At 64.1% G+C, this 22,929-nt stretch carries 18 protein-coding genes; 13 read left to right on the plus strand and 5 right to left on the minus strand.

Annotated elements, in window-relative coordinates; genetic code table 11:
* Positions 1 to 9: 9 nt before the first annotated feature.
* The gene (locus tag ACG2LG_RS00605; protein WP_396255417.1) at positions 10 to 1,995 is read right to left on the minus strand and encodes an outer membrane protein assembly factor; all 1,986 of its coding nucleotides are present in this window, start codon (positions 1,993 to 1,995) and stop codon (positions 10 to 12) included.
* A complete protein-coding gene (locus tag ACG2LG_RS00610) occupies positions 1,995 to 5,447 on the minus strand; it encodes a translocation/assembly module TamB domain-containing protein (protein WP_396255419.1) in 3,453 nt (1,150 codons plus the stop codon). Before ACG2LG_RS00610 ends, ACG2LG_RS00605 begins: the two co-directional genes overlap by 1 nt.
* 94 nt (positions 5,448 to 5,541) lie before the next feature.
* Here ACG2LG_RS00610 and ACG2LG_RS00615 point away from each other — a divergent pair, with 94 nt between their 5' ends.
* The 7 genes from ACG2LG_RS00615 (at position 5,542) to ACG2LG_RS00645 (ending at position 13,056) form a co-directional block, all read left to right on the plus strand.
* The gene (locus ACG2LG_RS00615) at positions 5,542 to 6,402 is read left to right on the plus strand and encodes an ion transporter (protein WP_396255421.1); all 861 of its coding nucleotides are present in this window, start codon (positions 5,542 to 5,544) and stop codon (positions 6,400 to 6,402) included.
* Between the two features lie 119 nt (positions 6,403 to 6,521).
* Complete coding sequence (locus tag ACG2LG_RS00620) at positions 6,522 to 8,180, plus strand: GspE/PulE family protein (RefSeq protein WP_396255422.1); 1,659 nt, start codon at positions 6,522 to 6,524, stop codon at positions 8,178 to 8,180.
* 23 nt (positions 8,181 to 8,203) lie between these two features.
* Entirely contained in the window at positions 8,204 to 9,880 is a 1,677-nt protein-coding gene (locus ACG2LG_RS00625) for a GspE/PulE family protein (protein WP_396255424.1), read from the plus strand.
* A gap of 79 nt (positions 9,881 to 9,959) precedes the next feature.
* Positions 9,960 to 11,249 (plus strand): type II secretion system F family protein, encoded by a 1,290-nt coding sequence (locus ACG2LG_RS00630; protein ID WP_396255426.1) that lies wholly within the window; start codon positions 9,960 to 9,962, stop codon positions 11,247 to 11,249.
* Between the two features lie 28 nt (positions 11,250 to 11,277).
* On the plus strand, positions 11,278 to 11,823 hold the full coding sequence (locus ACG2LG_RS00635; RefSeq protein ID WP_396255428.1) for a type II secretion system protein GspG: 546 nt from the start codon (positions 11,278 to 11,280) through the stop codon (positions 11,821 to 11,823).
* Positions 11,824 to 11,871: 48 nt separating this feature from the next.
* Positions 11,872 to 12,438, plus strand: coding sequence for a hypothetical protein (locus tag ACG2LG_RS00640; protein WP_396255429.1), 567 nt, complete (start codon positions 11,872 to 11,874; stop codon positions 12,436 to 12,438).
* Between the two features lie 78 nt (positions 12,439 to 12,516).
* Positions 12,517 to 13,056 carry a hypothetical protein gene (locus tag ACG2LG_RS00645; RefSeq protein WP_396255431.1) on the plus strand — a complete coding sequence of 180 codons (540 nt, stop codon included), beginning with the start codon at positions 12,517 to 12,519 and terminating at the stop codon, positions 13,054 to 13,056.
* Here ACG2LG_RS00645 and ACG2LG_RS00650 read toward each other — a convergent pair.
* Complete coding sequence (locus ACG2LG_RS00650; RefSeq protein ID WP_396255433.1) at positions 13,050 to 13,595, minus strand: hypothetical protein; 546 nt, start codon at positions 13,593 to 13,595, stop codon at positions 13,050 to 13,052. The genes ACG2LG_RS00645 and ACG2LG_RS00650 overlap by 7 nt on opposite strands.
* Before the next feature lie 144 nt (positions 13,596 to 13,739).
* On the opposite strand from ACG2LG_RS00650, the gene ACG2LG_RS00655 reads away from it, so the two are divergent.
* From ACG2LG_RS00655 to hemB, 3 genes are read left to right on the plus strand one after another with little or no spacing between them, the layout of a single operon-like run.
* The gene (locus tag ACG2LG_RS00655) at positions 13,740 to 13,892 is read left to right on the plus strand and encodes a hypothetical protein (RefSeq protein ID WP_396255435.1); all 153 of its coding nucleotides are present in this window, start codon (positions 13,740 to 13,742) and stop codon (positions 13,890 to 13,892) included.
* Positions 13,893 to 13,941: 49 nt separating this feature from the next.
* A complete protein-coding gene (cysS, locus tag ACG2LG_RS00660; protein WP_396255436.1) occupies positions 13,942 to 15,330 on the plus strand; it encodes a cysteine--tRNA ligase in 1,389 nt (462 codons plus the stop codon).
* 4 nt (positions 15,331 to 15,334) lie between these two features.
* Positions 15,335 to 16,318 (plus strand): porphobilinogen synthase, encoded by a 984-nt coding sequence (hemB, locus tag ACG2LG_RS00665; RefSeq protein WP_396255437.1) that lies wholly within the window; start codon positions 15,335 to 15,337, stop codon positions 16,316 to 16,318.
* 297 nt (positions 16,319 to 16,615) lie between these two features.
* Here hemB and ACG2LG_RS00670 read toward each other — a convergent pair whose 3' ends face one another.
* Together ACG2LG_RS00670 and ACG2LG_RS00675 are read right to left on the minus strand one after the other, a co-directional pair.
* Positions 16,616 to 17,254, minus strand: coding sequence for a response regulator (locus ACG2LG_RS00670; protein ID WP_396255439.1), 639 nt, complete (start codon positions 17,252 to 17,254; stop codon positions 16,616 to 16,618).
* Positions 17,251 to 19,383, minus strand: a complete 2,133-nt coding sequence (locus ACG2LG_RS00675) for a sensor histidine kinase (protein WP_396255441.1) — start codon at positions 19,381 to 19,383, stop codon at positions 17,251 to 17,253. The genes ACG2LG_RS00670 and ACG2LG_RS00675 overlap by 4 nt, the downstream gene beginning before the upstream one ends.
* Positions 19,384 to 19,457: 74 nt before the next feature.
* On the opposite strand from ACG2LG_RS00675, the gene ACG2LG_RS00680 reads away from it, so the two are divergent.
* Genes ACG2LG_RS00680 through ACG2LG_RS00690 form a run of 3 tightly spaced genes read left to right on the plus strand, consistent with a single transcriptional unit; the run spans position 19,458 to position 22,828 of the window.
* Positions 19,458 to 21,218, plus strand: coding sequence for a hypothetical protein (locus ACG2LG_RS00680; RefSeq protein ID WP_396255443.1), 1,761 nt, complete (start codon positions 19,458 to 19,460; stop codon positions 21,216 to 21,218).
* Positions 21,219 to 21,259: 41 nt separating this feature from the next.
* The gene (locus ACG2LG_RS00685) at positions 21,260 to 21,964 is read left to right on the plus strand and encodes a prepilin-type N-terminal cleavage/methylation domain-containing protein (protein ID WP_396255445.1); all 705 of its coding nucleotides are present in this window, start codon (positions 21,260 to 21,262) and stop codon (positions 21,962 to 21,964) included.
* A 33-nt stretch (positions 21,965 to 21,997) separates the two neighbouring features.
* The gene (locus ACG2LG_RS00690; protein ID WP_396255447.1) at positions 21,998 to 22,828 is read left to right on the plus strand and encodes a PEP-CTERM sorting domain-containing protein; all 831 of its coding nucleotides are present in this window, start codon (positions 21,998 to 22,000) and stop codon (positions 22,826 to 22,828) included.
* Positions 22,829 to 22,929: the final 101 nt, after the last annotated feature.

Here is a 22,929-nt window from a genome sequence, read left to right on the forward strand (position 1 = left end):
GGGGCGGGGTCAGAATGCGGTGCCGATGGCGAAATGCCAAGTTCCGCTCGGGTCGCGGCCATCCTGGGTCAGGTTGTGGCCATACTCGAGCCGGACCGGGCCGATCGGAAGATCCAGCCGCAGACCGAGACCGGCGGCGACCTCGGGATCGTTCATGCCGAGATCCTCCCAGTCTCTCGACAGCCCGCCGGCGTCGACAAAGGCGACCGCCTTCAGCGGGCCCGCGATCGAGCGGATGTATTCGACGTTGGCGACCCAGTAGGCCTGACCGCCGACGGGGTTGCCGGTGCGCGACCACGGGCCGAGTTCCCTCTCCCGGAAGCTCCGGACGCTGCGCGGTCCGCCATTGAAGTAACGGAGGTCGATCGGCAGCCGCGTGCTGTCGCCGGGAATCAGAACCCCCCCGCGGGCGCCGAAAGAAAGCTGCGACTGTTTGTTCAGGGAGTAATGGTAGGAGCCCCCGATGCCACCCTTGAAGTAGGGGGTGCTGCCACCTCCGATCGCCGCGCCGATTTCCAATGGCATCTCAAGATGCCAGCCCGAGGTGGGCAGGACCGGGTTGTCGCGGTAGTCGAGTCGTTGGGTCACCCGGATGAACGGGTTCTGGTAGTCCTGCGTGCCGAGCGCGGCAAGCGGCAGCCCGTCGGGATTGGTGACAACGTAACTCAGGCTCAGCAGCGCATCGATGCTGTAGTGCTCGGTGACCGGCCAGACGGCGCTGGCTTCGAGTCCGCTACGCCAGACATCGTAGCCCTCGTAGTCCCTCGTCACCGAGAAGAGCCGGAGTTTCCCGGAGATGTCGGAGCCAGCGATCCACGGGTCGGTGAGTGCGACCTCGCCGAGGAGTGATCGCTGGGTCAGCTCGAAGCCGGCGGTCAGATTGCGGACCTGCCCGAGGAAGTTCCGGTCGTAGTAGCCGCCCCCAATGATCCCGCCTTCGAAGGAGTCGAAGCCGAGCGTTCCCGAAAGGCCGCGCGCGTCGGCCTCGGTGACCCTGAGCGTGACGTCCACCTCCTCGCCCCGGACCGGAGTGATGTCGGTCTGGATGTTCGAAAACGCGCCGGTGGCCACCATCTGCCGGATGCGCCTGGAGGACTCTTCGCCGTCGAGGTAGGTGCCCTTCAGTCCATTCAGGCGCGTCCGGATCCGCTCGGGATCGGTCTTCTCCAGACCGGTGATGTCGATGTTGCGCAGCTTGAACCGCTGGCCGCGCTCGATGGTGAAAACGGGCGTCATGCCGAGGCCTTCGCGCTGGATGGTCATCCGGATCCTGGCGCGCAGGAAGCCGGCCTCCTCGTAGGCCCCGACCACCCGCGACCGCATCGCGTTGAGGTTCTCGGTGTTGGCGATGCGGCCGACGAAGGGGGTCATCTGATCCCGGATGCCGGGCAGGGTCTCGCCCTCGAAGACCGGCATCGCGATTTTCGAGACCTTGCCCCGGTCGAGTTTCAGGACGAAATCCACCTTGCCGGTTTCGGGGTTGTCGCGGCGTTTCTCGAGGGTGACGACCGCATCGTGCCAACCGGCCGACTTCATCTGGTCCTCCATCAGCCGCATGCCGTCCTCCACCGCGCTGTCCTCGAATGGCAGCCCCTGGATTCCACGCGCAGCCTTGGAAGGCCCGAGCTTGAAGAGCTCGACCAGTCCCTTTTCGAGCTTCGGATTTGAAACTCCCTCGACCACGACCTCGCCGAGCAGGTCGCGCTTGCCCTCGTCGACCCGCAGCTGGATGGCGCGGGGGTTCACGATCTTCCAGTAAACGGTGACCTGGTTGAATCCGGCATCCTCGAAGATGCTCTCGACCATGAAGGCCGCGTCGGCCGCGCGGGCGCGACTCGCCGGACGCATTCGGATGTGATCCAGCCGGCCGCCGATCGCGGTCAGCAGTTCCTGCTCGGAGATCGAGCTGGAGCCGATGATGCGGATCTCGGTCTGTGCCCCGGCGACGGCCGGCAGCAGGGCGAGAACGAAGGCGATGAGGAGGGGAAGGCGCATCACCGGAATCGGAAAAGGTAGGTGACCTTGGTGCGGGTGTTTCCCTGCTCACTGATTCCCGCGGTGAGCACCCAGTTGTCATCGATGTCGAAGCTGACCGAGTTGAACTTCTTGCTGGAGTAGGGGTCCGCCTCGCCAACCTGGAATTCGACCTTGTCGAGCACGCGGAAGACGGGTCGCAGCACCTTCACCGCCCCGATGCGGCCGCGCCGCGCCTCCTCGATGAGCAACTGGGTGGCGCGCGCGGTGGCGGCGCCCGGGTCTTCCAGGCCCTCGGTCGTGGTTCCCGTCGCGATCAGGGTCATGATCTCGGTTTCCGGCAGGGGTGGGCTCGAGGTCGGCTGGATTCTGGGATCCGAGATCGGCCCGGAAATGTAGACGGTGATGTCGTAGGGCCGGATGCGCGAAGTGCCACGGATGTCGAGGACGGGATTGAACGGCTTGTCGGGCCGGAGGATCACCTTGCCCTCCTTGATCTCCAGCTTGCTGAAGGGCAGCTGAGCGACGATTTCCCGCAGCTTCGCCTCGCCGGTCGGGCGGGGTTTGCCGACCGTGCCACGGACGCGGGCGTCGAGGTAGACTTCCCCGTTGGCCAGATTTCCCCGGATCAGGAAGGGGGATCTGGTCTTGAGGGTGACATCGAGCGGCCAGTTGACGAAGGGCTCCGGCACCCGGGCGCTCAGTTTTTCCGGAGGTGGGGCGTCGATGGCCGGCAGCTTCGGCTCGGCCACGTTGGTCATCGGCTTGCCGATGGGCAGCAGCTCGATGTCCTTGAAGAACAGGCTGTCAACCACCTCGACCGTGCCGGAGAGACCGGCGGTTTCCCAGGGTCCCTTGAGCGCCAGATCGGCATCGAGGCGGACAATCATCGACTCGTTGCGGATCGCGGGGGCCGAGTCGGCTTTGAGCGTGAGATCGAGAACGCCCGGCTTCCATTGCTCCAGTCCCACCGTGCCGCTCAGGGAGACGGTGCCGGCGGAAACTTCGGCGGAAATCGTGTCGATGGTGACCTCCTCGGGGGTCGCGGAAACCTTCACCGTGCCCTTCCCGATCCGTGGGACTTCGGGGTCCTGCATTCGCAGGGTGCCGCCCTCGAGGGTCACGGTTGCCCGGGGTTCGGGCGTTCCGACGGTGCCGCCCACCTGCAACTCGGCGTCGAGGCTGCCATCGAGCTGCCTCGCTTTCGGGAGAAGCACCGCAAGCGAGGACAGATTGAGGTCGGCGATGGCCAGGTCGCCGTCGAGTTTCGCGGCTTTCACCGTTTCCGGATCCTCGGCCCACAGCGCGGGATCCCAGTTGGTCACCAGGCTGATCTTGGCGGGCGGGTAGTCGGCGGTGATGACAGCCCCATCCACCTTCAGGTCATGGCCCTTTCCGACAGCATCGAGTTCGAGGGATGCCGGAGGAACCTTGGGCTGGGAAACGAGTCCCAGGGACTTGGCCTGCACCTTGGCGACGAGTTCCGGGGCGGCGGGGGTGCCCGTCAGGTCGATCTCGACCTTGGCGCGGCTGGCTTCCGGAAAACGGACGTCCTTCGGCAGGAAGGGATGGAGCTTGGAGAGCGGGAGTTCGGGAGTCTGGAAGTCGACGGTGATCGGCCGCGTTTCGCGCAGCAGGGCCTTCCAGTCTACAAGGTCTTCCGGCACGGGGATGCTGGCGGTTCCGCTGGCGAGGGTGTCGCCGCCGTCGTTCCACTCGAGTTCCTCAAGGGCGAGCACGCGGTCCGCCAGTTTGAGGCGGGATCGGATCGTCTGCGTGTCCTGACGCACCGTCAGCGAGTCGAGCGCGACCGATCGGGGCCAGTCGTAGCTTCCTTCCGCCATCGCCACCAACGGGCTGGTTTCTTCCTCCCGCTCCCAGGTGACTTCTGCGATCTTGAAATCACCCTCGTGGCTCGCCTCCTTGATGCCGCCTCCGCCCTTCCAGGTCAGGGTGGCGGCAATGCCATCCGGGATCGCGATGCCCCAAGGAGCGAGCCAGGGCCTGAGAGAAGCCGGGGAGAATGCCTCGAGCGTGGTGTCTCCGTGGTAGGTGAGCGCCTGCGGGGAGAAGTCGCCTGAAAGCCGGAGTCCCCGGGTGGTCAATTCATCGACAATGATCAGCGCTTCCTTCCAGCGGGCCTTGAGTTGGAGGGGAGGGGTGCCCTCTCCACCCGGGAGGTCGAGGGTGGCGCGGGCGATGGCCGGCACTCCATCCGTGAAGGTGGACTCGGCGGTGAGTTCGAGTGACGACGCCGGCGGGGGCGGCGCGTTCTCGTCCGCGGCGAAACGATCGCGAAGGTAGGTGTGCGCCGGCTGGAAATCCGGGCTGGTCAGTGTCGCGTCCGCACGGGTGGGAAGCAGGGATGCGGAACGGTCGAGGGCGGCATTCAACTCGAGCTTCACAAGCGAACCGAGGACCTTGCCATCAAGGGTGGCGGTGGCATCGGAATCCGCCGCGAGGCCCGCGCTCAGGGTGAGCGATTCGGAAGACCATCCGTCGAAGTCGACGCCCTCCAGCCCCAGGGAGAGATCGGCAATCAGGGTATCGAGTCCGCCGTCGATCTTGTCCGCCCGAAGGTCCAGCGAGCGGAGACTGGCTTCGAGCGGCAGGTCCAACTTGCCGACCCGGGCGACATCGGCGGCGGAGAGACTGCCTTCCACGAGCTGGAGCCGGGCTTCGACCAGATCCGTGTCGATCTTGAAGCGGGCATCCGCGACTTCGATAAAGGTCCCGAACCGGAACGGATCGCCCAATTCGGCCTCGAGCGACGCGATGGCGACCTCCTCCAGCGGCTCGAGCCGGTCGAGGACGAGCCGCTCGCTCTCCCAGTCGAGCCGGGTGCGCTGCGCGGCTACGCTGCGCTCACCGGGGAGGCTCATGGCACCCAGGTCGAGTTCAAACACCCCGCTACCGGGTTCGTGCAGGATCGACGTCGGTTCGATCGAGAAAACCAGCTCGTCGCCGCTCCGGATCGTCGTGCTCACGTCGCGGAGCTGCAGATTCATCGGCACCAGTCGCTGGCGCAGGTCCGTCAGCAACCGGACCGGGTCGAGCGGCTCTTTCTCTTTGGCCTCTTCCGGTTCATCCGGCTTCGGTGGGACGGCGGCGAGATCGACCTCGACGTGGAGCCCGTCGAGCTCGAGGGACTTGACCTCGCCTCGGACGACGCGGGAAAGGGCATACCGCAACTGCAAGCGGTCGAGTCCCGCCACCTGCACAACGGCGTCGCTGCCGAGGCGGACATTGGTCAGCCGGATGCTTCCCGAACTCAGTCGGCCTTCGAGTTCGAACTCCACCTCGTATCCGAGATCGGGGAGGTAGTGGTCGGCCGCGGTCCGGGCGATCCACCTCCATCCGGGGCCGTCGAGCCAGACCAGGCCGGCGGTGAGCACGGCGAGCAACCACCAGCGCTTCTTCCTCCAGAAGCGACGGCGTGGCTTCTTGGAGCTGTCGGATCCGGAGTCGCTCATCGGGGATAGAGTGAACCCCCTTCGGGGTATCGGCAACCATCGCCTTGGGACGCGGGGGCTTGCCGGGGAGGGAGGGGCTTGTCAGCGTGGGCGCATGACGGAGGAGTTGGGCGTCAGGGAACGTTGGCGGAGGATCATCTTCGAGGCGGAGACCCCCTGGGGGCGACGCTTCGACGTGGCCTTGCTGGTGATCATCGTGCTCAGCGTCGTGGCGGTGATGGTGGAGAGCATTCCCGGGATCGGGAAGACCCTGCGCATGGAGCTCTACGTCGCCGAGTGGATCTTCACCGGAATCTTCACGATCGAGTACGGCCTCCGGCTGTGGACGTCGCAGGCGGCGCTGCGGTATGCCCGCAGCTTCTTCGGGGTGGTCGACCTGCTTTCCATCCTGCCGAGTTTCATCGGCCTGCTGATTCCTGGCGGGCAGGCACTGATGGTGATCCGTGTCCTGCGGCTGCTCCGGGTCTTCCGGGTGCTGAAAATGGTCCGCCATGTCCGGGGTGCCGTTCAGTTGAAGCGGGCGCTGCAGGCGAGCGGGGCGAAGGTGACCGTCTTTTTCCTCACCCTGGCGACGATCGCCCTGATCGCCGGTTCACTGATGTATCTCATCGAGGGCGAGGCGGGCGGCTACACGAGCATCCCGGTGGGGGTTTACTGGGCGGTGGTCACCATCACCACGCTGGGATTCGGCGACATCACGCCGACGACGCCGATGGGTCAGCTCCTGACTTCATTGCTGGCATTGACCGGCTACGCGATCATCGCGGTCCCCACGGGGATCGTCTCCGCCGAAATTTACCGCCAGGAGGAGAACCACACCACCGAGGCGTGCCCGTCGTGCGGGGTGCACGGACACCTTCCGGATGCCCGGTTTTGCCGCCGCTGCGGCGCCCGGATGATCGAAAAGGCGGAGCGCCCGGGCGCGGAAGCCGGGGGCGTGGAGGCAGGGCGCTGACTCATTGACCCGCCGACTTGTTTGACAAGGGGCAAGCGGGTCGGCCAAGCTCCCCCAAGGTTGATTGAGCGGGAAGAAAATCCCGGGAGATCGAATCGAGCCGGACCAACTAGAGAATCGTGTTTTCCAACGAAGATTACCTCGCCGACCTTCTGGTTGAGGCGGGCGCCGTGACTGCGGAACAGGTCGAGCAGGCCCGTGGGGCCGGCGACTCGGTGGTGGCCGCACTCCTCGATCAGACCGCGCTGACCGAAACCACCATCTCCCAGGTGCTGGCGTCCAATGCGGGAATCGACCCCATCGACCTCAAGGAGACTTCCGTCGGTCCCGAGGTCGCCGACGCGATTCCGGACGACATCGCGCGGCGCTATCGCGTGGTCCCGGTTTCCGACGACGGCGTCTATCTCACCGTCGCGGTGGCCGATCCCTTCAACTTCGAGGCGATGGACAGCCTGCCCACGGTCCTGGGCAGGGAGCTGATCTTCGTCTGCGCGACCCATTCCGCGATCAGCGAGTTCCTGCAGCAGTTCTTCGGCGCCGACGATTCGCTGGAAGGGGGCATCGGTGTCACGGGAGGTGCCGAGGGCGCCGAGACCGAAGAAAGCGACGCCCCGATCATCAAGCTCGTCCAGCACATGCTCGCCGAGGCGATGAAGCAGGGTGTTTCGGACATCCACATCGAGCCCCTCGAGACTTCGGTGAGGATCCGCTACCGCATCGACGGGCGTCTGATGGAGGTGGACAACCATCCGAAGAAGCTGCTGCCCGCGATCATCGCCCGCCTCAAGGTGATGAGCGGCTCCATGTCGATCGCCGAGAAGCGGTTGCCGCAGGACGGCCGCATCCAGCTCAAGGCCGGCGACAAGGAGGTCGACCTGCGGGTTTCATCGGTGCCCTCCAACCACGGCGAATCGATCGTGATGCGGATTCTGGACAAGTCCGCGCTGGTGCTCGGCCTGCCGGAACTCGGTTTCTTTTCGGACGACCAGACCACCTTCGAGGAACTCATCGGCCTGCCCGACGGCATCATCCTGGTCACCGGGCCGACCGGTTCGGGAAAGACGACCACCCTTTACGCCTGCCTCAACGTCATCAACCGGCCCGACCGCAAGATCATCACGGTCGAGGACCCGGTGGAATACGAGCTGCCGGGGATCAACCAGGTGATGGTGAAGTCCGACGTCGGGATGACCTTCGCCGCGGCCCTGCGCTCGATGCTCCGCCAGGCGCCCAACATCATCATGATCGGTGAGATTCGTGACGCGGAGACCGCCAACATCGCGATCAACGCCGCGCTCACCGGCCACCTCGTGCTTTCCACGCTCCACACCAACGACGCCCCGTCCGCGGTGGCGCGCCTTGCGGATATCGGGATCAAGCGCTTCCTCATCGCCTCGGCGGTGCGCGCCATCCTGGCCCAGCGGCTGGTCCGCAAGCTGTGCCCGATCTGCAAGGAGCCGGCGACGCTCACCGAAAAACAGATCCGTTCGCTCAACATCGACGAGGCGACCCTCGCCGACGACAACATCATGGGTCCGGTCGGCTGCGAGAAGTGCCGTGAAACCGGCTTCAAGGGCCGGATGGGGATCTTCGAGCTTTTCCGCATCGATGACGAGGTGCGGCACATGGTGAACGAGAATTTGACCACTTCGCAGCTCCGCCGGCGCGCCCGGGAGCTCGGGATGCGATCGATGCGGGAGGACGGGATCCGCAAGGTGCAGGCGGGTCTGACCTCGGCCGAAGAGGTGCTTCACGTCACCATGTCCGACCTCGATTGACCTCCGAAACGCCCACGATTTCCATGGACAGCAATCAACTGCTCGAACTTTTCATCAGCCGCGGCCTCATCGACCGCTCGCTGGCGCAGGAAGTGCTCAACGAGGTCGAGAACAGCGGCAAGGAGGCCAGCGAGGTGCTGACCGACTTCCAGGTCATCCACAGCAAGGAGGATGTCTGGCCCATCGTCGCTTCCGAGATGGGGGCGGAGCAATTCGATCTCCGCGACTGGACCCCGCCCGATGAGTTGCTGGCGCTGATCCCGAGTGGCACGGCCCGGCTCCATGGAGCCTTGCCGGTGAACCTCACCGACGAGGGCCTGCACGTGGTGCTGGTGGACCCGATGAATCCACAGACGCTCGAGGACCTGCGCTTCGCCCTCGGTCGCGAGTTGGTCCTCGCGATCGCGCCCGATCATCAGGTCGAGGAAAAGATCAGCGAGTGCTACGGCGGCGAGGGCGAGGGGATGGAGGCGATCCTCGAGCAGCTCGAGTTCGGCGGTCCGGACGGCGACCTCAACCCGGCCGACCTCGAGAACGAGGCGAACTCGGCCCCGATCATCCGCTACGTCGACCTGGTGCTCTATCAGGCGATCAAGGAGCGCGCGTCGGACATCCACTTCGAGCCTTTCGAAAAGGACTTCAAGATCCGCTACCGGGTCGATGGTGCACTCTATGAAATGGCGCCGCCGCCGGTGCACCTCGCGTTGCCGATCATTTCGCGGGTGAAGGTGATGGCGAACATGAACATCGCCGAGCGCCGGATTCCGCAGGACGGCCGGATCGTCAAGCAGGTCGGTGACCGCCAGGTGGACATGCGGGTTTCCTCCCTGCCGACCTACCATGGCGAGTCGGTGGTGCTGAGGGTGCTCGACCGTTCGTCGGTGAATCTTTCCCTCGAAGCCCTCGGGCTGCCCGATCCCATCTTCGAATACATCGGCGAGACCATCGAGAAACCCAACGGCATCTTCATCGTCACCGGTCCGACCGGTGCGGGCAAGACGACCACCCTCTACGCCGCACTGCGCCGGATCAATACGATCGACAGCAAGCTGCTGACCGCCGAGGACCCGGTCGAGTACGACATCGACGGCATCATCCAGATTCCGATCAACGATGGCATCGGCCTGACCTTCCCGCGGGTGTTGCGGGCCTTCCTGCGACAGGACCCGGACCGGATCATGGTCGGGGAGATGCGCGACCTCGATACCGCGCAGATCGCCATTCAGGCGTCCCTCACCGGGCACCTGGTCCTTTCCACGCTCCACACCAACGATGCGCCCGGCGCCGTCACCCGTCTGATCGACATGGGGGCCGAGCCCTTCCTCGTGGCGGCCTCGCTCGAGGGCATTCTCGCCCAGCGACTGGTGCGGACGATCTGTGCCGAGTGCAAGACGACCTACGAGCCGAGCGAGGCGATCCTCAACCAGCTCGGCGTTTCGCCGACGGAACTGGGCGACAAGGACTTCTACACCGGCAAGGGCTGCGACGTCTGCGGCCAGACCGGCTACCGGGGTCGTGCCGGCCTCTACGAGTTGCTCGACATCTCGGATCCGATCCGCGACCTGATCACCGAGAGGGCACCGACCGTGGTCATCAAGCAGAAGGCCATGGAACAGGGGATGAACACCCTCCGTGAGGACGGCCTCCGCAACATCTACCTCGGCAAGACCACGATCGAGGAAGTGCTTAAGTACACCTAACCAACCTTCTTCATTTTCGGATCGTCATCCGCCCCTCGGGATTGTCCAATACCTCTCAACGAATCAGCAACGAAAACTCATGCCGAATTTCCAGTTCACCGCCGCCGATGCAAAGGGCGAGCAGCTCTCGGGTTCCGTGGAAGCCAATTCCGAGTCCGAGGCTCTCGAGCAAATCAAGGCCCAAGGCTACTATCCTCTCCAGATCGTCGAGGATGGCAAGGGAACGCTGAAGACGGCATCCAAGAAGAAGGCGGCCCGCAAGAAGGGCAAGGCCGCCGGTCCGAAGGGCGCGGCCCGCACGGGAGGAAGGATCAAGCCGAAGCAGTTGATGATCTTCACCCGCCAGCTGGCGACGCTGATCGACTCGGGCCTGCCGCTGTTGCGGGGCCTCACGGTGCTGGCCAAGCAGGAGCCGAATCCGGTGCTGCGCGGCACACTCAACGCACTCGCCGATTCCGTGCAGTCGGGATCGACCTTCTCCGAGGGCCTCGCCCAGCACCCGAAGATCTTCAACAAGCTCTACGTCAACATGGTCAAGGCGGGTGAGCTCGGCGGTGTGCTCGAAGTCGTGCTGCTGCGCCTGGCCGAGTACCAGGAAAAGGCCCAGAAGCTGAAGAACAAGATCGTTTCGGCGATGGTCTATCCGATCATCGTCATGTTCATCGCGGTCGCCATCCTGATCTTCCTGATGCTCGTCATCGTGCCGAAGTTCGAGGCGATGTTCGCCGAGATGGACAACACCGATCTGCCGATGATCTCGCAGATCGTTTTCGGGACCTCGGCCTTCTTCCTCAGCACGAGTGTCTGGATCATTCCGAACATCGTGTGGTTCATCCTGGTGGTGGTGCTCATCGGCATCGGGATCCAGGCGTGGGGCCGGACCAAGGGAGGGCGGCAGGTGATTGACCGGGCCAAGCTCAAGGCCCCGATCCTCGGCGACATCCAGCGGAAGAGCGCCGTGGCCCGTTTCTCACGAACCCTCGGCACGCTGGTCACCTCGGGTGTTCCCATTCTGCAGGCGCTCAACATCACCCGCGATACCGCCGGGAACGTGGTGATCTCGAATGCGATCGAGAAGGTGCACGGGGCGGTCAAGGAGGGTGAGTCCATCGTCACCCCGCTGCAGGCCTCCGGAGTCTTCCCCGGAATGGTGATCTCGATGGTCGACGTGGGTGAGGAGACCGGCCAGCTGCCGGAGATGCTGCTCAAGGTCGCGGACGTTTATGACGACGAGGTCGACAATGCCGTCACGGCGCTGACGTCCATTCTCGAGCCGATCATGATCGTCATTCTCGCGCTGGTCGTGGGCGCGGTCGTGTTTGCATTGTTCCTGCCGCTGATTAAAGTGATTCAGGAGGTGGGAGAGTAATCCGCCCCGGAAACCCAAGCCAGGCACCATGAAAAGACCCGTTCGCACGCTCCGCTCCGGCTTCACCCTGATGGAGATGCTGGTCGTCATCAGCATCATCGTGATCCTTGCCGGCCTCAGTTTCGGCGGCTTCAACTACGTCAAGGCCAAGCAGGCCCGGGAGCAGGCCAAGCTCCAGGTGAAGCTGCTTTCGCTGGCGCTCGAGGATTACAAGGCGGACAATGGGGTGTTTCCCGAACACGGGGTCACCGACGGAAGCGGAGGCACCGAGAAGATCTACGAGGAGCTGTATCCTCAAAATTCCAATGCCAAGGTTTACCTGCCGGAGCTGAATCCGGAGAACGACCCCCAGGGCTGGCTGGCAGGCGCGACGGGAGCGGGTCCGCACAAGATCTATGATCCCTGGGGCAACGAGTATCGATACCGGACGAATCGCAGCGGAAACCCCCGAATCTTTGCGTCGAACCCGGACTTTGACCTGTGGTCCGTCGGTCCGGACGGCGAGACGCAGGCCAGCGCCAATGGGGGTTACGATCCGACCGATCCCAAGAACCAGGACGACATCGGCTGGTAAGCCGGTCGGGCCCGTCGGCCTGCACGTCATGCCACCCGTTTTCGGAGCATGAGCAAGGTGCCTGAGGTCCCGGAGGAAGTGGGTCCGCCCCGTTCTCGATGGGCGGACGTTAAGGTGCTTCTGATCTGCCTCGCGATTCTGTTTCTGCTCCTGGCTCTCACTTTTGGCGGATTCAATTACGTCAAGGCCAAGCAGGCTCGTGAACAGGCAGCGCTGCAGGTATCGCTGCTGAAGAACGCCCTGGTGGTCTACAAGGCGGCCACTGGAGGAGTGCCCGTGCATGCCGTGACGGATGGCCGGGCGGGCACGGAGAAGATCCATGCCGCCCTTCACCCGGCGCCGGGTGGAGGGAGGGTGTTTCTGCCCGATCTTGATCCGGCGAGGGATCCGCAGGGCTGGCTTGCGGGGGCGACGGGACCGGGGCCGCACAAGATCTACGACCCCTGGGGAAGGGAGTTCCACTACCGGAGCAATCGACCCGGAAGGTCGGCGGTGTTTGCGAAAAACCCCGACTTCGATCTCTGGTCGGCCGGGCCCGACGGGCTGACGACGGCCTCTTCCGGGGGAGTGTATGATCCGACGGCGCCCGAGAATCGGGATGACATCGGCTTCTAGGATTTGCCCCGATGAAAACCCGCGCCAGCGCGGGGAATCCGCTCGACGCCGGGCGGTGGAAGCCTCTTGCTTTCGCCGATGAGTGACGAGAGCACTGAAAAGGATTTCAAGGAAGCGGAACCCGCGAAAAAAGGCGCCCGCAAGCGTCCGAGCGGCAAGAAAACCGCGAAAGAGACGAAGAAGGTGAAGCCGGAGGCGGAGCGCAAGCAGCCGGCTCCGGCGGATGCCGGCCCGCCCGAGAGTGAGCCGCAGGAGCCTGCCGGGCCGCCCGACAACACCTCTGCCAAGCCGGAGGCGAAGGAGCCGTCACCGAGACGGGAAGAGGAGTCGCCGCCGGTGATCCGCGAGCCCCCGGGCGGAGAGGAGCCTTCGTCCGGGAAGCGCCGCCGTCGGCGGCGCCGGAAGTCGGGTGGCGACGAGGGAGAGGGCGGCGAATCCCCCGGAAGACAGGTGTCGCTCGACGCGAAGGCGGTGGCTTCCAAGGCATGGAAAATCTACAAGGCCGAGGTCGCGGAAGAAGGACTCGCACTGATCGACGACAAGGACGCCCGCGAGCTGAGTCGTCGCAGTTTCCGTCTCGCGGAAATCTTCCTCGAGGAAGCGTCGCGGCGTCAGTGACCGGCCAGCCGGTCGCGAAGCTCGTTGGCTTTTGCCGTCTCGCCGCTGGCTTCGGCGAGGCGCAGCCTGAGCTGCAGGACGTCCGGTTCCGCCAGCTGCTCGGGGCCCAACTCGGCGAGCAGGCGGCCCGCGTGGTCGAGATCGCCGATCGCCAGGGCGCCCTCGATCGCGACGCAGATGTCGGGATCCTCCGGGTCCAGGGGCTTGTCCGGGTAGACCGCCCAGCGGGCGGATCGGGGCAGGCTCTCGGCCTCGGGGCCGGTGACCTGCTCCAGATAGACAAACTCGTCTCCTTCGCGGCGTTGACGCCAGGAATTCAGCCCGAGCACGATCATGAAGCCGAGCACCACGAAGCTCGCCTCCATCAGAAAAGGGGTGCTGACGATGCCGGCGACGATGCCGAACCACTCGCCGAAAATCCCGGGCATCGCGCGCCCGAGCCACAGAAAGACGGCGAGCAGACCGACACCACCGATGAGCAGCGCGCCGCCGATCAATTGGCGGCGACGGGAGTCGGGCGGGGAGTGGCGCTCAGCCATGCCTCAAGTCAATCACGGCCCGGAGTTCCCGCCAACGAACTTCAAAACTTTTTAAATAAACTTGATTATTTGTAAAAACTTAGCCTTAGTGGGTCCGTGTCCTGGTTTCAACGACTTGGCCTTGCGGGAGTTTTTGCACTCGCGGTGGCTCTGACTTTTCTGGCCTTCCGGCGCGGGTCCACCGCGGTCGGTTCCGGTCGGGAGGCGGTGGCGGCTCCCATTGCCTTGAGCGTGCCCGTTGAGATCATTCGCGACGGAGAAGCTCCCGCCCTGCGCGAGGTCGAGGTGCGCCCTTGAGGGCATGCGGTGGTTGATTCCCGGCGGCGGGGCCGTTAGTAGAAGGCCAATGCGGCTGCACGACACCCTTGAGCGCGGACTTCGCGACCTCCGCCCGATCGACGGCTCCACGCTGCGTTTCTACTGCTGCGGCCCCACGGTTTACGGCCCGGCGCACATCGGCAACTTCCGGACCTTCGTGATGCAGGATGTCTTCCGGCGGACGCTGGAGACGGGCGGGATGCGGACCTTTCACGTGCGCAACGTGACCGATGTCGACGACAAGACGATCCGCGACTCGCAGGCGGCCGGGGTGCCGCTGGGCGAGTTCACGGCCGGTTGGCTGGAGCGCTTTCACCGCGATTGCCAGGCGCTCAACTGCCTTCCGCCCCATGTCGAGCCGGGGGCGGTGGAGCACCTCCCGCAGCAGATCGCGATGATCGAGGCATTGGTCGAGAAGGGCCATGCCTATGCCGCCGAGGACGGGTCGGTGTACTTCAGGATCGAGTCGTTTCCCGAATACGGAAGCCTGAGTCATCTCGACACCCGGGAGTTGTCGCTGGGGAAAACCCAGCAATCCCGGGCCAACGCCGACGAGTATGAGAAGGACAGCCTTGCCGATTTCGTGCTGTGGAAGGCGCGGCGTCCGGAGGACGGTCCGAATTTCTGGAAGTCGCCATGGGGCGAGGGCCGGCCCGGGTGGCACCTCGAGTGTTCGGCGATGATCCAGGAATACCTGGGCAGCGACTTCGACCTGCACTCGGGCGGGGTGGATCTCGTCTTTCCTCACCACGAGAACGAGATCGCGCAGAGCCGTTGCGCCTGCGGCGGGAATTTCGCGCGGCACTGGTTCCACATCACCCACCTGCTCGTCGATGGCGGCAAGATGTCGAAGTCGGTCGGCAACCTCTACACGCTCGATGATCTGGCAGAGAAGGGTTTCACCGCGCTGGAGGTGCGCTACGTGCTGATCGGCGCGCACTACCGCAAGCCCCTGAACTTCACCCTCGAGTCGCTTTCCGGTGCTCGCGAAGCCTTGGCGAAGCTTGCCAAGGGGGCGAGATCTCTGGCCGAGCGGGCCGGCGAGGGGACGATGCTCGACTCGGTGGAGTTCGGTCCGTTCGAGTCCGCCTGGGAGGCGCTCAATGACGACCTGAACACGCCCGGAGCCCTCGGTGGAATCTTTACCGGCCTGCGCGAGGCGTCGAAGCTGGAAGGTGTCGATGCCGCCAGGGCGCTCGCCGGACTGAACCGCATCCTGCGCGCGCTGGGGATCGAGCTGCCGGAAGAGGAAGCGGCTGCCGACGTTCCGGCGGAGATCCGGGCGCTCGCGGACGAGCGCTGGCAGGCCCGTCTCGGGAAAGACTGGGCCAGGTCGGATGAGATGCGCGACCAACTCGCGGAAATGGGTTGGGCGGTGAAGGATTCCAAGGAAGGATACGAACTCAACCCGATCTGATTCCATGCACCTCCGTCCCCGCCGCAACCGCCGCACGCCTGCGATCCGCGCGCTGGTGCGCGAAACCACGCTCACGCCCGCCGATTTCATCCAGCCGCTCTTTCTCCATGAGGGGGCGGAAGACGTGGCGATCGAGTCGATGCCCGGCTGCACCCGCTGGTCGCTGGAAGGGCTGGTGAAGGAAGCGGGGGAAGTTCATGCGCTGGGCGTTCCGGCGGTGGTCTTGTTTCCGGCAATCGCCGACTCACTCAAGACCTCCGGCGCCGAGGAGGCGTGGAATCCGGAGGGCTTGGTTCCGCGGGCCATCCGCGCCTTGAAGGAGGCGCATCCGGGCCTGTGCGTGATCACCGACATCGCGCTCGATCCCTACAATGCCGACGGCCACGACGGCCTGGTCGAGCGGGAACCGGATGGTTCGCTGGTGATCCTCAATGACGAGACCGTCGAATGCCTGTGCCGGCAGGCGCTGTGCCATGCGGAGGCCGGGGCCGACATCGTGGCTCCGAGCGACATGATGGACGGCCGCGTGGCACTGATCCGTCACTCGCTCGATTCCGAAAGCTTCGAGGATGTCGGAATCCTGAGTTACTCGGCGAAGTATGCTTCAGCCTTCTACGGACCGTTCCGCGGGGCGCTCGATTCGGCACCGAAGGAAGGTGACAAGAAGACTTACCAGATGGACCCCGGCAACGCGCGCGAGGCGATCCGCGAGGCCTCGCTCGACGAGGCCGAGGGGGCCGACATGATCATGGTCAAGCCGGCGGGTCCGTATCTTGACATCATCGCCCGCATCCGCGAAAGTACGGTGCTTCCCGTAGCTGCCTACCAGGTGAGCGGCGAGTACCTGATGATCGAGTCGGCAGCGGCCTCCGGCTGGATCGACGGCAGGGCCGTGGCGCTGGAGTCGCTCATCGGCATCAAGCGTGCCGGAGCCGACATGATCCTGACCTACTACGCGAAGCGGGCGGCGGAGTGGCTGCGCGCCTGACGGCGCGAAGTGCCAAGTTCGAAGTGCAAGAGCCAATGGGAGGCTCCGGGCAGGGACCGGGTTGGTGGGCGGACGGACCGCGAGCTTCAGCTCGCCTCCATTCGAAAGGAGAATGCGAACCGAAGTTCGCGGTCCATCCGGGGTCGGCGCGCCCCGTGTCGGCGGGCATTTCGAACTTGCCTGCCCTCCATAGCCTTGGCGACGGAGGGGCCCTTCGAACTTGCCTGCCCGCCATAGCCCGGAGGGCGACGGCGGGGAACTTACGTCACTCCACGTTCTGCACCTGCTTCCCGTAAATCACCGGTCATCAATGCGCACGATGCCCCGCTGCATGGCGATGGTGGCGGCATGGGTGCGGTCCTTGGCGTCGAGCTTCGCGAAGACCCGCTCGAGGTGGTGCTTGACGGTCGAGGGCGCCATGTTCAGTGCGTCGGCGATCTCCTTGTTGCTGCTGCCGGAGATGAGCTGCCTGAGGACGTCGAGTTCACGTGGGGAGAGCCCGTCGCGGGCCCGCCGATCGGCAAGTTTCCCCTCAAGCCCGTCGGAGAAAAACGGCTCTCCTCGGGCCACGGCGCGAATCCCGTCGATCATCTCGTCGATCTCCGCCGCCTTTGATACGCAGCCAAGCGCGCCGGCTTCCGTGGCGCGGTAGAGACTCTCCTCGGTTTCAAAAATCGATAGCAGCAGGATGCGGGCATCGGGGAATTCGCCGATGATTTTCGCGATCACCTCGTCGCCTTCATGGTCAGGCAGCTTGTAGTCCATGGTGGCGACATCCGGACGGAGTTCGCGGTAAAGCTCGACGGCCCTGGCGCCGTTCTCGGCCTCGCCGACAAGTTCCATGTCGTCTTGTTGCTCGATCGCCCCGGCAAGCGCGAGGCGCACCATGGCGTGGTCGTCGACAATGAGAACGCGGGTAGAGGATGCGGGGTTCATGAGCGTCTGCGGGGGTGGACGACCGGAGAGGTCCAGGGAAGATGAACACGGATGCGGGTGCTCTTTCCGGGAGAGCTCTCGATCGCGAAGTCAGCGTGAATTTTGTCGGCGCGCTCGCGCATCCCAGTCAGCCCGAAATGGCCGGCGGGTGCTGGTCGCGTGGCATCGAAGCCTTTTCCGTCGTCCTTGACCTCGAGCGTCACGCCTTCCGAATCGTACGACAATCGCACCCCGATGTGGCGAGGTTGCGAGTGCCGCGCGGCATTGTTCACCGCCTCGCGGGCGATGCGGAGCAGGTGGTTCTGGGTCGTGGCGCGCAGCGGACGAGGTTTCCCGTCCACTTCAAAGCGGAGGGCCGCTTCTCCGGCAACGACAGGCAGCGATTCGCGCATCGCTTCGGGCAGGCTCCGTTTCAGCAGGTGGGGATTGCGCAGGTCGCCCACCGAAGCGCGTGCCTCGGCCCGACAGTGCTGGAGCATCCGGCGCGCGAGCGACAGCCGCTGGTGTGCGAGTTCCGGGTCGCCGTCGAGCGCGGGAGCGAGGTTGCCGAGCTGCATCGAGAGCCCCGTCAGGTCCTGCTCGAGCGTGTCGTGCAACTCCCGTGCGATCCGGTCGCGCTCGTCTTTGATCGTAGCCTTCTCGATCTGCTCGGTGATGATAACGGCCTGCGCGGCGATCCTCCGGCGCAGAAGCCAGACCCAGACGAGTGCGACGATCAGGACCGCCAGGGCCAGACCGAAGGCCAGCAACACCCGTTCCGGCGTCCACCACGGCGCAGGCCGGAGGACTTCCACCGCGCCCGGCCCGGCGAGATGGATCCGCATGCCGTCCGCCCACTCGATGCGTGGCATCGGCCGCGTGGTCGTGACCTCGAAGATCCCGGTGAGACGGACCTGGTCGCCGGTCTTGAGCGTGCGGCCATGGCGGTTCGGACCCGGCAGCCAAGCCTCGAAGTACCGATCCCCGTCACGACATTGCAGGGCGGTTTCCTTCAGGCCCTCGCGTCGGGCGAGGAAGATGCAGTCGACCACCACGCGTTCGTCGTGCAGGCTCACGTTGATCCCGTTGGCCGGCTGGAATCGGATCGGATCCGGCAATCCGACCTCGCCCAGTGACTCGATTCGGACGGCGCGCAGGACGGGGCGAAAGGGGGCCACCGTCGCGAATCCCTCGACCTCCACCTCGCTGCCAGGTGGATGCTGCTGTCCCTCGGCGGCCTGCACGAAGGTGCTGCCGGTCTCGTCTCGGAGAAACAGGCCGCCGCCTTCCAACTGGGTGACGACCCCTTTGACCCGCACCATTTCATCCGGCCCGTGATCACTGCGCAGCAGCGTGCCGATGGTTCGCAGCGTAGCGATCCTCTGCCGGGAGATTGAATCGATGGGGACAATCTGGTCGAAGGACGGAACGAAAAAGTGCCGGTCCGTCATTTGCAGGGCGTTGTTGGAAATGGTCCCGACAACGCCTCGCAGCCTGACGCGGCGCTGCATGAGTGACGCCACCCGCTGCTCGGCATCCGCCACTTCCGGGATCTCCGCCTTGAAGGTTCGGCCATCGATCTCGACCACCACCGTGAAGGCGAGGCCTCCCGGTTCCAGCCCGACCAACACCGCTTCAACTTCCACCCACTCGGCGTCGATCCAGCGGGTGAACATGTCGCCACCGGTGATCCGTCGAGGCTCGGGAAGATCACCCTGTCCGAGGACTTCCATCTCGGCCCCCATGATGTTGGGGAAATAGGATCGCGGATTGGTGACGCCCTTGACCCGGATTCTCGTTCCCGGTCGGATCTTCTCCCGGTTGGCGAACTGGAGGGGAGACGAGGCATAGCAACCGGCGGTTCCGTCGTGGAGGATCAGGCCTTCGGGATCGCCGATGTTCTCCACCTTGCGGTCGAAGTAGGTCACGATCCCTTCAACTTCCACCGGCAGCTTCTCGGCAGCCTTCTCGCTCGAGAGTGCCCGAACTTCCGCCAAGGTCTTGAGCGGCGTTTCCTGGGCTATCGCGAGCGGCGCATGAATCAGCAGGAGTGCAGCGATGCGGGTCAGCACGCATCGGAGATACCACATCAGGCCATCCCCGAAAAAGGGCCATTTGGCCGGGGTGACAGGCATTGGATGCTGTTGCATCTTCCGATTGCTGAATGCTTCGGAAACCCACCTGCCCACCGGTCCTTCAGCCTCCCATCCGACCAATCAAGCCCATGAAATCCATGATTTTTCGCAAGAAACCCGTCATTGCCGCCCTCCTGGGAATCCTGCCATTCTCCACGATCCGAGCCGATGTTCTCGGCGAATGGACCTTCAACTCGGGCGGCACGAGCTCAGAAGCCCGACGGGCTTCCAGCAACGTGGCACTTGGGGCCTTTGTCTCAGGATTGTTCTTCAACGACTCCTTCGACGATGTCGGAGGAGAAGCCGTGCCCAACTCCGTCCACGACGGCATCGGCTTCGGTGGTAACTCCGGCGACCAGGTTCTCTTCCTCCACCGGGCGAACTACTTCGACGGCTCGGCGGTTCCCGATCCACGGCCAACGGTCAATGACTACACCGCCTGGGGAAACGGAAACAGTCAAGGAACCGGAGCCGACCTCACCATGGACGGCAATGCGCCCATCGCCTTCACGGTTTCGGCGGATGCGATTTCGACCGTCACGGTGGACAGCATCACCATCGACCGCACCGGAGGTACTGACATCATCTTCCAGTTTCAGGAAGCGGGAGCCGCCGCCGGGTCGACGGTGACCATGAATGAGCCCAACCCGAATGTGACGGCCCTGTTGGCAGCCCCGGTGGTCGTCTCCTCGGGTGAAACGAGGACCTTCACCATCAACCTCAACAGCGGGGCCCTGAACTCAGAGCACCTCCTCGACAGCATCACGCTCAACGGCTCCGTGGTGCGCGATACTACGGTTCCCTCGGTCGCTGACTGGACCTTTGACAACCAGTCCAGCGTGGCCACTGCGCTTGAGTCATCCGGCGTGGCCACCGGCCTCACCATCTCGTCGCTCGTCGTGAACGCTTCGCACACTTCCTTCGGGGTGGGCGCGGTGCCGAGTGGCGACGACGATGGATACGGCTTTGGCGGCAATGACGGCGAACTCGTCATGTTCATCCATCGTGCCAACTACTTCAACGGTCAGGGACTGGGGACGACCACGTGGGGGAATCCGAACGCTTCGAGCGGGATCGACACCACGGTGGCCAACTCGTCGCTCTCGTTTTCCGTGACGACCGATGGTAGCACGGCGCTCACCCTGGCCGGTCTTACGGTCGACCGCACACCAAGTGCCCCGACCCTTTACTACTTTCAAGAGGCGGGCACTCCGGCCGGAGTGTCTCCCGCGGCCAACCTGGATCCTTCCTTCCCGGCCCTCAATTCCCCGGTCGTCTTCGGCCCGGGCGAAACCAGGACCTTCACGATCAATCTCAACAGCGGCAACCTCGATACCGCGCACATCCTCAACCAGATTTCACTCAATGGAACCGTCGAGACCATCAGCGCCGATCCCTACCAGGACTGGGCGACGGGCAACGGTCTGACGGCAGGGGTGAACGACGGCTTCGACCAGAATCCCGATCTTGATCCCTTCGAAAACGGCCTTGAGTGGATTCTCGGGGGGACGACACCGCTGGGCTTTGACCAGGTCGGCATCGGAACCACCGGTGAACTGCTCAACATGGAGGTCGATGGCAGCAGGAACCTCATCTTCACCTTCCAACGAATTGATGATTCGGAAGGCGAAGCGACGCTCAAGGTGCAGTTCAGCAACGACCTGTTCGTCGCCGACAACCACGAGGTGATGATCGGGGCGAGCGGTCCGGAAGGTGTGCCACCCTCCGGCGTGACGGTGGATGTCGTCGAGAACGCCGACGCCCCGGATGATGTCACGGTGACCATCCCCGCCTCCTACGGCGATCCGGACGGCAGGCTCTTCGGCCGTCTGGAGGCGACCCAGCCGTAGAGCCCTCCATTTTGAACTGATCGAGCAATTTGAAAGCAGACATGCTGTCAGCAAGCCAAGCCCGGAGTTCAGCGAAAAACGGCTTCACCCTCGTGGAGTTGTTGGTCGTGATCACCATTGTGGTGGTGCTTGCAGCTCTGATCTTCGCGGTGGGGGTGCGTGCCCGTGACACGGCCCAGAACGCGCAATGCGTGTCGAGTCTTCGCCGGTTGGCCATCGCCGGACAGAGCTACGCCGCCACGCACGGATCCTACCCGAATCAGGGACGCCAGCCCGACGGTGGCAGTGCGTTCTGGTTCAAGGCGATGGAAGAGGAACTCGGATTCGAGCCAGGCACAAACGCTGCCGTCATTGAGCGGGCCGAGACGATGCCGACCTGCAAGAAGTGCCTGAATACGCATGGTCCGGGAACGAATCCCAACAATCGCTTCATCCGGACCTACTCGATGAATCACGGCCTGCTCAATCCGACCCAGAACAGCGAAGGTCAGTTCACCTTCCCGGGCCTGCGCGCGATCCGTGTGAAGTATCCGTCCAGAACCGCCTTTTTCATGGACGGCACTCTGGCGCAGGATGGCCCCTACTGGCACTATCTCGCGAGGAGGGGTGAATGGCTCAACCCCAAGAACTTCATCCACGGCGACAAGGCCAATGTCGTCTTCATCGATGGTCACGTGGAGGCCTTCCGGCTGGGAGAAGTCCCGACTGACGGGGATAATCCGTTCTGGAATCCGCTGGCGGACTGAGACGACACCCCGGCCAAATGGCCGGGTTGACGGATGGTGGTCCTCATCGTGACAATTGACGTCGAAAACCTCCTGAATCCGAACACTCTCTCCGAAAGAACACCCATGAAATTTGCGCTTTCTCTATCACTGGCAGGCTTGGGCCTGTCGGCTGGTTTTCCGATCCAAGCCGCTGTGATTGCGGAGTGGACGTTCACGGATCGTTCCAGCGAGGCAACGGCCATGGCCTCCGAGAACAACGCCACGGGCGTCACCGTTTCCCGGCTGTTCATCAACGATTCATTCCGCTTTGCAGGCCTCAACAATCTGCCGCCGACGCCCCACGATGGCTACGGCTTCGGGAACTCCACCAACGACATCTTCATTGATCGGGCAAGCTACTTCGATGGCTCCACGGTTCCCAGCCCAAGGCCAATCGCAAGCGACTACACCTCTTTCGGCACCCCACCCAATCAGGGAACGGGCGATGATATGTCTTCCGATGACAATGCTCCCTTTTCTTTCACGGTCGCTGCGGGTGCGCTGTACAACGTCACGATTGAAAGCCTGACCGTGGATCGAAATGGCGGTATTGGCTCGAACGTTCTCTTCTTCCAAGAGGCGGGCGCATCCAACCCGGACACGGTCGGCACGGGTGTCAACACCAACGGGGAGGTCACCGTGCCCCTGTTTGATGGCCCGCTCCTGATCAACGCAGGCGAAACCAAATCGTTCACCATCAATATCAACAGCTCGGCGCTCGATACGCGTTTGACCCTGGACGACATCATCCTCAACGGTTCGGTTGTCGCGGTCCCCGAGCCGGATGCGATCGCGCTGTTCGGTCTTGCCGCTTTGACGGTTGCCCTGCGTCGTCGCAGGTAGCGGCATTTTCGTGATCTCGCGGGCCCGAGCCAGCGATCGCCCATAAAATTCAGGCCTGCCCTTGCCGCCTCGCCGCAAGGGCTACCTGACGATGGTGATCA

The organism is Haloferula sp. A504, from assembly GCF_044385805.1.
GTDB lineage: Bacteria > Verrucomicrobiota > Verrucomicrobiia > Verrucomicrobiales > Akkermansiaceae > Haloferula.